15 protein-coding genes and 1 pseudogene are annotated in these 12808 nt (G+C 38.2%); 11 read left to right on the top strand and 5 right to left on the bottom strand.

The window, feature by feature from the left end:
- The first annotated feature begins 11 nt into the window (after window positions 1–11).
- From bioB to RGB74_RS12995, 4 genes are all read left to right on the top strand, one after another.
- Window positions 12–998 (top strand): biotin synthase BioB, encoded by a 987-nt coding sequence (bioB, locus tag RGB74_RS13010; protein ID WP_310759729.1) that lies wholly within the window; start codon window positions 12–14, stop codon window positions 996–998.
- 99 nt (window positions 999–1097) lie between these two features.
- A complete protein-coding gene (locus RGB74_RS13005) occupies window positions 1098–1940 on the top strand; it encodes a mechanosensitive ion channel family protein (RefSeq protein WP_310759728.1) in 843 nt (280 codons plus the stop codon).
- Window positions 1941–2161: 221 nt separating this feature from the next.
- Window positions 2162–2326, top strand: a complete 165-nt coding sequence (locus RGB74_RS13000) for a Fur-regulated basic protein FbpA (RefSeq protein WP_310759727.1) — start codon at window positions 2162–2164, stop codon at window positions 2324–2326.
- Window positions 2327–2645: 319 nt separating this feature from the next.
- Window positions 2646–3188: a class I SAM-dependent methyltransferase gene (locus RGB74_RS12995; protein ID WP_310759726.1), complete on the top strand. Its 543-nt coding sequence runs from the start codon at window positions 2646–2648 to the stop codon at window positions 3186–3188.
- 69 nt (window positions 3189–3257) lie between these two features.
- On the opposite strand, the gene RGB74_RS12990 is transcribed toward RGB74_RS12995, so the two are convergent.
- Both RGB74_RS12990 and RGB74_RS12985 read right to left on the bottom strand, forming a co-directional pair.
- The gene (locus RGB74_RS12990; RefSeq protein WP_310759725.1) at window positions 3258–3611 is read right to left on the bottom strand and encodes a DUF2512 family protein; all 354 of its coding nucleotides are present in this window, start codon (window positions 3609–3611) and stop codon (window positions 3258–3260) included.
- 15 nt (window positions 3612–3626) lie between these two features.
- Window positions 3627–3779, bottom strand: a complete 153-nt coding sequence (locus RGB74_RS12985) for a hypothetical protein (RefSeq protein ID WP_310759724.1) — start codon at window positions 3777–3779, stop codon at window positions 3627–3629.
- Window positions 3780–3942: 163 nt separating this feature from the next.
- On the opposite strand from RGB74_RS12985, the gene RGB74_RS12980 reads away from it, so the two are divergent.
- The 5 genes from RGB74_RS12980 to RGB74_RS12960 all read left to right on the top strand — a co-directional run bounded on the left by RGB74_RS12980 (window position 3943) and on the right by RGB74_RS12960 (window position 7366).
- Complete coding sequence (locus RGB74_RS12980) at window positions 3943–4185, top strand: hypothetical protein (protein WP_310759723.1); 243 nt, start codon at window positions 3943–3945, stop codon at window positions 4183–4185.
- Between the two features lie 121 nt (window positions 4186–4306).
- The gene (locus RGB74_RS12975; protein WP_310759722.1) at window positions 4307–5086 is read left to right on the top strand and encodes a Nif3-like dinuclear metal center hexameric protein; all 780 of its coding nucleotides are present in this window, start codon (window positions 4307–4309) and stop codon (window positions 5084–5086) included.
- Window positions 5071–5616: a hypothetical protein gene (locus RGB74_RS12970; protein WP_310759721.1), complete on the top strand. Its 546-nt coding sequence runs from the start codon at window positions 5071–5073 to the stop codon at window positions 5614–5616. Before RGB74_RS12975 ends, RGB74_RS12970 begins: the two co-directional genes overlap by 16 nt.
- 187 nt (window positions 5617–5803) lie before the next feature.
- A complete protein-coding gene (locus RGB74_RS12965; protein ID WP_310759720.1) occupies window positions 5804–6370 on the top strand; it encodes a tyrosine-type recombinase/integrase in 567 nt (188 codons plus the stop codon).
- 87 nt (window positions 6371–6457) lie between these two features.
- A complete protein-coding gene (locus tag RGB74_RS12960; RefSeq protein ID WP_310759719.1) occupies window positions 6458–7366 on the top strand; it encodes a YitT family protein in 909 nt (302 codons plus the stop codon).
- A gap of 45 nt (window positions 7367–7411) precedes the next feature.
- On the opposite strand, the gene RGB74_RS12955 is transcribed toward RGB74_RS12960, so the two are convergent.
- Window positions 7412–7939 (bottom strand): HAD-IIIA family hydrolase, encoded by a 528-nt coding sequence (locus tag RGB74_RS12955; RefSeq protein ID WP_310759718.1) that lies wholly within the window; start codon window positions 7937–7939, stop codon window positions 7412–7414.
- A gap of 15 nt (window positions 7940–7954) precedes the next feature.
- Window positions 7955–8383 carry a PH domain-containing protein gene (locus RGB74_RS12950; protein ID WP_310759717.1) on the bottom strand — a complete coding sequence of 143 codons (429 nt, stop codon included), beginning with the start codon at window positions 8381–8383 and terminating at the stop codon, window positions 7955–7957.
- Window positions 8384–8483: 100 nt separating this feature from the next.
- Between RGB74_RS12950 and RGB74_RS12945 the strand changes: the two genes are divergently transcribed.
- Window positions 8484–9092, top strand: a complete 609-nt coding sequence (locus tag RGB74_RS12945; protein ID WP_310759716.1) for a histidine phosphatase family protein — start codon at window positions 8484–8486, stop codon at window positions 9090–9092.
- A gap of 95 nt (window positions 9093–9187) precedes the next feature.
- Window positions 9188–10873: pseudogene (locus RGB74_RS12940) on the top strand (hypothetical protein).
- A gap of 230 nt (window positions 10874–11103) precedes the next feature.
- Here RGB74_RS12940 and RGB74_RS12935 read toward each other — a convergent pair.
- A complete protein-coding gene (locus RGB74_RS12935; RefSeq protein WP_310762874.1) occupies window positions 11104–12126 on the bottom strand; it encodes a C40 family peptidase in 1023 nt (340 codons plus the stop codon).
- Window positions 12127–12808: the final 682 nt, after the last annotated feature.

The raw sequence follows: 12808 nt of genomic DNA, 5'->3' as shown, positions 1-12808 counted from the left end.
GAGGACAAACAATGATTTGGAATCTGCTAGCGGAAAAGGTTTTGGCGGGAAATGAAATCACGGACGAAGAGGCACTTTCTATTTTGGAATGCCCTGATGAAGACTTGCTATTACTCTTACACGGAGCATATCAGATCCGGAAACATTATTATGGGAATCTAGTAAAGCTGAACATGATCATCAATACGAAGTCAGGTGCTTGTCCGGAAAACTGCGGATATTGTTCACAATCGATTGTCTCAACAGCTCCGATCGAGACGTATAGAATGATGGATAAAGACGAGATGGTAAAAGGAGCAGAGCAAGCCTATAACTTGAACGTTGGCACGTATTGTATCGTGGCCAGCGGACGCGGTCCAACTAACCGGGATGTAGATAAAGTAGTGGAAGCTGTGAAAGAAATAAAAGATACATACGGAATGAAAGTGTGCGCTTGCTTAGGGATCTTAAAGCCAGAACAGGCTGCTCGTTTAAAAGAAGCAGGTGTAGACCGCTACAATCATAACTTGAACACTTCTGCCAGAAACCACGAGAACATCACGACATCTCATACGTATGATGACCGTGTAAATACAGTTAATGTAGTAAAAGAAAGCGGAATCTCACCTTGTTCTGGTGTCATTGTTGGAATGAAGGAAACGAAGCAAGATGTGATCGATATGGCGAGAAGTTTGAAGGTACTGGATGCCGATTCGATTCCGGTTAATTTCTTGCATGCGATCGATGGGACGCCTCTAGAAGGTACAGATGATCTGGATCCTCGTTATTGCTTAAAGGTACTTGCGCTTTTCCGTTATATCAATCCTACAAAAGAAATCCGCATTTCAGGCGGCCGTGAAGTGAACTTAAGAAGCCTGCAGCCATTCGGACTTTATGCTGCAAATTCGATTTTCGTAGGAGATTATTTAACAACAGCCGGTCAAGAATCAACGGCTGATCATAAAATGCTCGAAGATATGGGATTTGAGATCGATAAAACACCAGTTACAGCACAATAAAACAAGTAAGCTATTTTTAGTTATCATTTGAAATGCCGCTCTCAGTCTTGCTACAATAGGAACTATTCTATTTTATAGTAGCAATGGGAGTGGTTTTTTTTGGAGAAATGGCTGGAGAAAATAAATTGGGCTAAATTATTGCTCGATGCTGGAATATGGGCAGGTAAGTTTTTATTAATAATCGTGCTCTTTTTCATCATAAGATCGATTGGCAGAAGCGTAATCAACCAGATGTTTAGTCGTGCTGCTACACATAGAAAGATGCCGAGCGGCCGAGTGATTACACTGCAAAAACTGATTATTAACTTGTTTTCTTATATTTTAATCTTTATTTTTGCCGGAATTGTATTTAAACAGTTTGGTCTCGAGATCGGTACATTGATCGCAGGTGCAGGTGTTGTCGGACTGGCGATTGGTTTCGGTGCACAAGGACTAGTAAGTGATGTTGTTACAGGTTTCTTTATTCTTTTAGAAAAACAAATGGATGTCGGTGATTACGTTACGATTGGCGGTGTGGATGGAATTGTAGAGGAAGTAGGACTCCGAACAACTCATATCCGGTCGTTTGACGGAACGCTTAATTACATGCCAAACCGTGAGATCAGCACACTGGCCAATCATTCACGCGGAAATATGCGCGCGCTTGTTGATATCGGGATTGCCTATGAAGAGGACATTGATACCGCGATCCAAGTACTGCAAGAGGCTTGTGATAAAGTAAAAGCAAACAATGACAGTATTTTCGAAGGGCCAAGTGTGCTGGGGGTTCAAACATTAGGCTCGTCAGATGTTGTAATCCGCATCATTTCAAAAACAAGGAATGGGGAACAATGGGCAGTTGAACGCCAGCTGCGTCAATCCTTGAAAGAAGCATTAGATGCAAATAATATTGAAATTCCATATCCACATCAAGTTGAAGTGAGAAAAGTGGAGAAAAAATAAGGAACTTGAGGATGGTGATCCTCAAGTTTTTTTATTGTGAAATAAGAATTAACAGTCAAAATCCGCCTAGAAATTATTGACATTTATAGTAAATAAGCGTAAGGTAAACACATAAACTAATCTCTAAATATTTCTAAAATTTCGTATTTGTATTTTAAGTGTTTTTCCTTATTATTTTGCGGGTAAGAATAGTTGAAGAGATTTTTCAGGAGGGATCGAGCGTGTCAGGCGACCATCAAAAAAGGGATAACCTTATTGCGAACTTATTGCGGCATGATATATACAAGACAAAAGATGGCCGGCAGCTGTACGAGCTTACTTTAGAAGATCTGGAACAACAGTATCAGGATATTCTTTCGCCAGCTGTTCAGGAAAAAACAACTTGAATCATTAAAATAATGGCAAACTGACTCATGGAGGTTGAATTGGAACCTGGAGGAGTCAGTTTTTTATTTTGTGTGAAGCTAAAATGGATTATGAATCCACGAATCCTGCGAAATCAGTCAAAAGGACTACCACCGCTTCTTACCTTCAGTCACCGCAGCAAGGAATCCTACCAAAACGCAGGTGAATCATACCAAATGAAAGTACAATCCCTCAAACTCAATTTCCAATTCTACGAAAGTAAATCCTCACCACTTTCCGATAGTTGAATAATATATATAAATCATATCGACTTAATCGGAATTAAAGTGAGGAATCAAAATGCATTTAGGAACTGGTGTGTTTATTCAGAAATTTATCCAATCACCCTTACAGGTAGGCAGTCTCTTTCCGAGTTCGAAAACTTTAGCTAAGAAAATGACATCTATCGTAAACTGGAACAACATAAGAGAAGTGGCTGAATTAGGGGCAGGTACAGGCGTGATTACAAAAGAAATTGTAAATTCGATGGCTGCAGATACTTCTTTGTATATTTTTGAAAAAGACATAGAGATGCGTGAAGGTCTTCAATTGGAATTTCCTCAGTGTTTCGTTCATGAGGATGCCAGCCGCATGACAGATAACATACAGGAAGGAACACTTGATGCCGTTTTTTCAGGATTGCCTTTTGCAAATTTTAATCAAACAGTGCGCAAACAAATTGTTGAAGAAGCTTATCGAGCACTAAGGCCAGGAGGGGTAATGGTTGCCTTCCAGTATTCAACTCAAATGAAAAGTACATTTCAATCGTACTTTAAAGAAATTGAAATTTCATTCGTTCCAAAAAACTTTCCACCAGCCTTTGTATATCTTTGTGAAAAATAAAAAAGAAGAAGTCCAAATAAAGAAAGACTTCTTCCAACATACATAATTCAAATGAACTTAAATGCCGCTCTATCGATAGGAATGATCCAGATGATCCGAAATGAGATGTTTATGGACCATGGCTTCCATACAGGTTGTAATAAGTGCAATTAAAAATGAACCCCATAATGAAATTTCGACCGCCGGAAGAATGAGAGCCAATAAGTAAACTAAAATAAAAGTAGCTGCAAAATCAATAAACAACTGTTTTCCATAAGTAATTCGAGGGATCACAACATATTCCATCACGACACCGATTGGAGCTAAAACGGCTGTAAACCAAATGATCGGATAGACAAGCCTAAAATCAACACTCTTAAATAAAAAATTGCACAGGACTAGAATGAGAGGAATACCTATGATTTTTATCATTAAGCTTTGCAAAAACTTTCACTCCTTTTACAAGTTGTTATTTTGCTGACTGATTTCAGCTTCTTTTAAATATTGGTTTGCTTCTTCAATACTTTTATGGGAATCGACAGAGTCTCCTCGATATGCATCAGATCGTTTAAGTCCAGGGTTTTGCTTTTTCTCGCGTTTATCATCTGTCATTATGCTTGCCTCCTCAGCAACATATTAATTAGTTTTATTATCAGAATGAGCGTTCCATCCTGCTTTTATACCTTTTTTCAAAAGTTCTTAAGTGAAGTGTCATAAAATAGGTAAAGTCCGGGTATTACTTTTTGTAAGAAAGTATGAATAGGAGGCGGGAGATGTGGAGTATTCGCTGTACAAAAAAGACGGGAAGTTTCCATGTGATGTTACGGTCGATTATGAAAACATGGTCTTTACGATTCGAGACAGCGACACAACTGGTGAGGTGTTTAATAGTGCAAGTGAAGTTGCCGATTGGATTAGACAACATTGGAAAGTCGAACAATTTCAGCAGCCTGATGACTATTATGACTTAATGAAACAAATAGAATCCATTGAAAGAGGAAGTTTAAATAACGAATAAAAAGATCGGGTGAAATTCACCTGATCTTTTTTTGATGAATAATAAGCATCGAATCTCATTATAGTTTTTGATGGAAAATCATGACATAATTAAAGGAGATGATAAAAAAGGGGAAGAGATAATGAAAACAAGTGAATTTGAAAAGCTGACAGCATCATTATTTGGTGAATGGCTAACTACCTTTAAAGATGAGGGAGAATATGGCTTTACTTACCGTGTTGAAAAAGAGATCAAAAGGATTGCTTATGCTACGAATCTAACTCCAGAAACGGTGGAAAAAGCAGCAAAATCAAATGCTGACCTTTTACTCACCCATCATGATGCTTGGGATTTTCTTTATGGAATGAGAGAAGTATGTACTGCAGAATTAGAAAAAAATGAGATCACACATTACTTTACTCATTCCCCGCTCGATTTTGTACAATTTGGAACGTGTACTTCTTTGTTTGAAAAAATTCAGATTGACGAGATAACCAGCTACTCAACTTGCCGAAATGATAAAGACTACCCAGGAATCGGCATATTCGAAACGGCTGTCCCTTTTGCTGAACTGAAAGAGCGACTTGAAAAAGTCTTGAATGAACCTGTTAAAGCTTGGCAGAATAATGACCGGCTTGTAAAGAAAGTAGCGATCTTAACTGGAGCAGGAAATAATAGTGATTTTATAAAATATGCAGTGGAGCAAGGCTGTGACGCATTTATTACAGGTGAAAGAACGCTGTATTCTGTGCAGTATGCAAATTTTACAGGGATAAATTTATATGTGGGAAGCCATACCTTTACCGAAGTATTTGGGGTAGAAAGTTTCGCAAAAAAGGTACAAGAGGCGTTTCCTGAAACCGAACTTATTCTTATTGAAGAAAAGCACACAGAAGCAAACGACAAATGTCTCGTTGGTTAAGAAGATTTTTATTGCTTATTTCAGTTGGGTTAGCTTGCTTCATTGTTTATTTTGTTACACATTTTCACACAACAAGGGATGGGGCTTATCAAGAACTAACTCATTGTGATAAAACTTATATCCAGCTAAGCGATGACCGATATGTGCTTGTAATCGATAATGAAGGAAATTTTTCGTTGGCTATAACAAAAATTATTTATCCGTTCGGCTTTTATAAAGATTATGAAGTTTTTCCGACTACCCTAAATCTCCATGATAAACTTCCGAAAGTCGGTGTTTCTTATTCGGCTATTTCAGCTTCTAAAGAACTCTATTTTGGTATTACAGATCGAACCGACATTTCCTTTATGGCTTCTGTTCCAAACTTAAGCTTTTCTGATAAAGAATACTTGAAGAGAGAAGCAGTATCATTAGTTCCATTAAAAAATCAAAAGAAATTTTGGTACAACTATGAACCATCTAAAAAGGGAAAGCCTCCAGAACACATACTGTTTTTAAATGACAATAAAGAAATAGTGAAAGTTTGGTAATAAAGAAAGTCTCCACAAGGGGGCTTTTTTCTATTTATTAAGGTGAATGATGTAACAGAATAGGGGAATTCTATGAATTGAAATATAGGTATATTAGGGAATTTAGCGAATATAAGCATATCGTTTTTATGTTACATAATATAGTGTTATAATAAGGTTAAGTAACATAGTTAAGGTGATGATCCTGATGGAATATGTGGAAGCATTAAGGGATATAAAGCAGATTAATGCGATCAAACGCTATTTGAAAAAACAATCAGAACGGGACTATGTTCTTTTTGTGTTTGGTATTAATACAGGATTAAAAATTACTGAAATTCTTTCAATTAAAGTAGATGACGTTATGGAGGAGGATTTCATGATCAAACCATTTTATTGCCTGTCCTCTAAAGAAGCAGAGATCTCTAAAGATATTTATCTAAATGAGACCGTTCGGAAAATTCTTCAGCATTATATACTTCATACTGATCTAAATTGCCAAGATTATTTGTTTTCATCTAGAAAAACAAAATTACCGATTTCACGGCAGCAAGCATATCGGATCATCCATCAAGCTGCTGAAGAGGTAGGAATTAAGGGGAAGATCGGTACGAACTCAATGCGGAAAACGTTTGGATTTCATGCGTACAAGCGGGGCATCGCTATTTCACTTCTGCAAAAACACTTCAATCATTCAAGTCCATCTGAAACATTAAAATATCTAGGCATTTCAAAAGAAGAAAAAATCAAAACAGAGATAGATGTCAGACTTTGATTGATTCCTTAATGTAAAACAAAAATACGTTAAAGGAGGAGTTAGTGTGAACATGAAAGAAAAGATTGTAACGAGGGGGAATAACTCATGACTGAAGAAGCACAGATCAATGAGGGAATGATTGAACAGCTGAACAGACAGCACCGTAAATTAACAAAAGGAAAACTTGCAATCCGTGCGGTTTTAATCACATTTGGAGCTATCCTAATGGCAGTGGGGCTTGAAATCTTTTTAATTCCAAACCATGTAATTGATGGCGGCATAACAGGTATATCCATCATGCTTTCTCATATTACCGGCGTTAAATTGGGAATCTTCCTCTTTCTATTCAACCTTCCTTTTATTTATATGGGCTATAAACAAATTGGCAAGACATTTGCATTTTCAACATTATATGGCATTATTGTCCTTTCTTTTGCAACATCATTTCTGCATCCAGTACCGGCATTTACTGAAGATTTGCTCCTTGCAACGGTGTTTGGAGGCATTTTTATCGGTATCGGAATCGGTATGGTTATCCGAAGCGGTGGTTCACTTGACGGAACTGAAATACTGGCTATTCTTTCAAACTCCAGAATTCCATTTTCCGTCGGTGAAATTATCATGTTCTTTAACATCTTTATTTTAGGAGCAGCTGGTTTCGTGTTCTCATGGGACCGTGCGATGTACTCATTAATTGCTTATTTCATTGCTTATAAAACGATAGATGTGACAATTACCGGTCTAGAAGAGTCCAAATCAGCGTGGATCATCAGTGATAGCCACGAAGAGATTGGAGAAGCGATTCTTCACAGACTTGGGAGAGGCGTTACGTATCTAAAAGGTAAAGGCGCGTATACTGGAGATGATAAAGGAGTCGTGTTCTGTGTCATCACACGTTTGGAAGAAGCTAAACTAAAAGATATTGTAGATGAATTCGACACCAGTGCCTTTCTTGCGATTGCCGATATTGCTGAAGTAAAAGGCGGCCGATTTAAGAAAAAAGGAATTCATTAAGAAACAAAAAACGCCTGTCGGGGGCGTTTTTTTAATTGATCATTATTAAACTTTAATTGTGCTAAATAGCCATTCGGCAGCGTCATGTATATTTTCAGCTGTGTAATCTGGCTGTACGGGAGAATGAAGATGGTTTTCTTGCCAGGAAGCAGCTCCCGATCCAGTTAAAACCAATATGGCAGTACAGCCTACCTTCTTTGCTGCCTCAATATCTGTCCACCTGTCTCCGATAACGGCACATCGAGTTAAATCCAGCTGATGTTCAAAGGCAGCTTTGTCAAGCATTCCTGTACCAGGCTTGCGGCAAAAGCACCCATCCCGATGATGATGTGGACACAGATAAATTCCTTCAAATCCAAATCCTTTAAGTTCCTTTATGAAGTCTTCTTCTTTTGCCATGCCTTGACTAATGCCAGGCTGGTTCGTGAAAGAGAAGACACGTATTCCTTGTTTTTGAAATGATTCTATCGCTTTTTTCGTAAAAGGAAAAAGTTTCAGTTCACCAGGATATTCGATTTGCATTGAACCTCCGATTGTTCCATCACGATCTAGAAAAACAGCTTGCAAAGTCATTTTATTCACCTCGGTTCAATAATCTTTGGAAATGGTTGCATTCGGACATTTTTCTGCTAACAAAGTGAGAAAACCATCACGGTCTTTTGGCGAAATTAGCGCCATACCGAAAACGTGCAGGATCTCGATCCGCTTAAGTGACAAAGCTGGACTTGATATTGGATTTCTGGATTTCCGCGCAGACTTGATTTCATAATAAAGAATCTTTTTCCGAATGGGTCCTGAACGAATAATCAGCTCCTTATCACCTAATACATAATAAGTTGTTTTCATAAGCCATATAAATAATCCACTGAAGAGAACAGCAAGAAGTATGGTAACCAATGCTTGATTCATACTGGCATTCCCTTTTAAAACAGGAACTAATGCACTGCCGAAGCTGATTGCAAAAGCACCAAAAATGAGAATTACGAGCCACAGATCAATTTTTGATTCGAATTTCATAATTGTCCCCTTTCTATAAAAAATTCTATATTCTTAATTTCCAGTATATAGTAAAATGGTGTTTGGATGTTAAACCGAGAATAAGAAATGAGGAGATATTTTGCAAATCTTATTGATCAGACACGGAGAATCAGAGGCTGATATTTTACAAGTTCATGAAGGAAGAGCAGATTTTGAATTAACGGATAGAGGGCGAAAACAAGTTAGAGCAATGGCTGAAAAAGTAAATAAAGATTATTTGCCAGAGATTATCTATGCAAGTACTTTAAAAAGGGCTCGTGAAACAGCAACCGTATTATCTGAAGTTACAGGTGTTCCTTTACAACTCGAGGAAGAACTGATGGAATACAACAATGGAGTTCAAGCTGGCCTCGGTTTTGAAGAAGCAAAAAAATATCCAACACCTGTTTACTTGCATGATCGGTACGAAGAAGGAGAATCACATATCGAATTCCGGATGAGAATTGAAACAATCTTTTCCAAAATAATATCCGCTTCCACACAAGAACGTATCGCGATCGTAGCGCACGGCGGGGTGATAAACTGTTTATTGCGCTCCTATTTTCACATGCCCATTTCACAGGATTTCTATTTCTTAAATGGGGATACTGGTATTAGTTTATTGGAGATTAGAGGTTCAAAAAAGGTTGTCCATTTTCTTAATAATACAAGCCATCTGGATGTTGACGAAGAGCTTAAGTCTTTTTAAGCTCTTTTTTTTATTATAGTTTAGATCAAATGGAACTTTTTGTATGATTGTTCGTATAGATGATTAGAAAGAAAATGAGTAAGAGGGGCTAAAGAATGAACATCTTTTTATTTTCCATTATCGCAGGTATCTTTTCGGCATTGATCGTTTCACCGTACTCGATCAATAAAAGAAAAAAATCCACGATGAAAGAAGGAGAAAACTACTTAGCGGGAGCAATTATAGGTACATTAATATTGACCATCCCAATGGTTTTCCTATTCTATTACATTACAAATCTAGACCGAAATCTATCATCTTTATGGTTATTAGCAATCATAGTAACAGCAATCGGGGCGTTCTTTGCGACTGGAAAAGAGCGGATGATCAAATTAATTCTATTTGGATTTAGTATTATAGTAGGTATCTTTTTCTTTACCGCTTTCCTGTTTAATGCAAATGAAAAATATGATACAGCTAAAATGACACAGAAGACAGAGATTGAGACGTTTGATGAAAAAGAAACGCCTGCAAGTGTTCCGCCGAAATTCGCACGAAATAAGATGAGAAAATCGTTTGGGCAGGTGCCGAACACGAGCTTTTATGAGCTTGGAAATTTGCAGATACAAAAGGTGAACGGAAAGTATGTCTACATTGCCCCAGTTGAATTTTCAGGACTGTTTAAGTGGTGGAAAGGTGATGTTACACCAGGGTATTTTATGTTGAGTGCTACTGATTCTTCAGATAACCCTAAGTTTGTCAAAGAGAAAATGGCGTACACTCCATCTTCTTTTTTTGGTAAAAACGTTGAAAGGCATATGCGTTTAAACTATCCAGAATACATTTTTTATGGTGATCCTCAATTAGAGATCGATGATGATGGAAAACCATACTATATTCGTTCATATGGAGAATTTGTATCCGCACGGAATGGTTTTGATGTGAAAGGTCTTGTTTTGGTTGATCCAAAGACTGGCCTAACGAAAGAGTATAAAATTAAAGATGTTCCTTCGTTTGTAGACGGTGCTGTATCTCCTGAGGCAGTCAGTCTTCAAAATAGTTATTTTGGGAACTACGTGCACGGCTACTGGAATAGTTTATTTGGGAAAAAAGATGTGAAGCTGCCTTCAGATGAAGGTACTGAAGCAAATGTGAGCCCTATTTTTGATGAAGATGGAGAAATGTATTATTTCACAGATTTCACGAGTCCAAAAGAAGGTGTAGACTCAATGCTTGGTTACTCGTTAACAAACGCGAGAACAGGTAAAGCGACTTATTATACGGGGAACTTAAAAGAGTCATACATGGATTCACAAGGTGCCCTGCAGATCATCGAAAAAAGATTCATAGAAAAGAAGTGGGACGGTGAGATGCCAGTTCTGTATAACTTCTACGGTGAAGCAAGCTGGCTGACACCTGTGTTGGACTCGAACGGTTTCCTGCAAAACTATTTTATCGTGTCAGCTGCAAACCCTGAAATTTCAGCTTTTGCTAATACTCCTAATGATGCGCTGAAACAGTATAAGACTGCACTTCAAAGAGGCGGAAGTTCTGTTGATGGAAGCTCGAAAGCAGATGCTAAGCAAGTAAGCGGTACAGTGGTTCGTGTGTACAAAGAAAAATCAGGTGAATTTACGTTGGCGTCGTTCTTATTAGACAATCGTTAAAGTTATATCGTATCTTCTGAAAACAGCCCACTCGCAATCTACCTAAAAGAAGGAGACAAAGTAGGGTTAACCTATTTAGATACCGGCGAAACCTTTATGCCGGTAAAAGAGCTGAAGATCGCAGGACTTGAATAAAGGGGGACTGACCCCAAACAATTTATTTCCCTTTCTGTTATTAAATTTTGCTTATGTGAGTTTACTCGATTTTATATCCAAATTAAAGTCCGTTTTCATTTACTCCTGTTTCTTACAAAGGTTATTTCCGGAAATCTGAGAATTCACACAAACCAAAAAGACTCAAAAGGGTGCTGTATTGCAGCCTTTTGAGTCTTTTCTTATTAACAAGCACTTTACTTAACCGAGGCTTATTGTTCAGGCACGTATCTTCTTGCACCTGAAAACTCTACAGCATAGGCTGGAGTTGAAATCGGGTCAATACGTACTGTAGATGCGGTATTCGGTGAATGGATCATCATCCCGTCACCTGCATACATCGCCACATGGTGGACACGGCCTTTGCCTTCATCATAGGCGAAGAACATCAAGTCACCAGGCTGCAAATCTTCTTTATTTATAATCAATCCCGCTTTTGACTGAGGACCAGAATCTCTAGGAATCGTGATGCCGTTTGCTTTATGGATCGTGTGTGTGAAACCTGAACAGTCAAATCCGAATCCGGAAGCACCCGCCCATAGGTAAGGAAGCCCAAGGAACTTCTTCGCTTCTTTTACAAGTTCTTCACCTGTTGCGACAGGAATATCGCTCTCGCTTTTATAAATAGCTGCATCATTTGCATCTAACCAGCGAACTTCACCTTCAGGAGTTATAACAGCAATAGAACGGTGAAGCTTAACTAAAACAGGAAGTTTCGTATTATAACTGAGTTCTAGATCTTTCTTCTTTCCGTATGGTGTTTTTGACAGCCATGCCGTTGGACTTTTAATCAGTGCGAAAGGCTTTCCGTCAAAATGCTCAAAGCGGTCAGATGTTGTTAATTGACTGACCGGCATCCATCCCGGATATCCTAATTCGTTTCTTGGAGTGGGCTGACCATAGACGGCAACTTTTACCCAGTCGCCTTGCTGTTCGAGTACACGTACTTTTTGTCCGTAAAGCGCTTGTGTTTCCAGCTCGCCAACTAACCAAAGCTTCTCATCGTAAGACATGCTAGTTGTCCAGTCTCTGAGATCGACTGGATTTGAGAGGGAAGCTTCATCTAACGGCCGTGCTGTGTTCGGATTACTCCAAAGCGTAGCGGCGGCAACATCCACATATAAATCTTGTCCGACAACACTGCTCTCCGTTTTTCCTTTTTCAGCAGAGACGGTATTTGTAAATAAGCCAAGCAATAACGCTAATGAAAATAAAACTTTAATAAAACTTCGAATCATTTTAGTCGCTCCTTTTTCTTCTGTTTTTCTTCACAATTCGAGTTTATTAGCAGAACCCCTTTATGGAATTAGAAAGATAAGTCAAATATACCTGAAAAAGGAATGGGGATACCGGACAATTGGACTAAAATAAAGGGAACATATGACTAAAGAAGGATATAAAAAACACCCTGGGTACAGGGTGTTTATTTTTACATAATCAAATGGCGATTTACTTCCATAAGGTGCATGCCGTAAACGACAAAAGCTGATAATATGCCTGCTAAAAGTAAATACAGAACTAAAATCGTAATCTTTGTTTTCAAGCTGGAAACATAATAATTTTTCCTTTGATCGTATAGTTCCTCGGTTTTTCTTTGCTCAATCCGCATGCTTTTTTCATAAGCGTCAAAATATGCCCGGTGATCAAAAGGCGTTAACTCCGGTAATGCATCTGTATCACTTTCACGGTACTGTTCGATCACAAGGTCTTTGTTTCTTCTATCATTCTTATATTCTTCTCTTAAAGTTGATAAAAAACGCTCGCGCTGAATCAATACTTCTTCCTCAATGAGGGCCGTGTATTTAGCCAGTTTCTTCTTATCCTGAAAAAAAGGAAATGCATAGCCTGTTGGAATATTTCGTCTCAGTCTGTCTTTTGCCACTCGAACATCTTCTAAATAAGTTCCGATAATATATT

Origin of the sequence: Bacillus sp. NEB1478, assembly GCF_031582965.1 — a bacterium.
Taxonomy (GTDB): Bacteria; Bacillota; Bacilli; order Bacillales; family Fictibacillaceae; genus Fictibacillus.
This window is presented reverse-complemented; position numbering and strand designations above follow the sequence as displayed.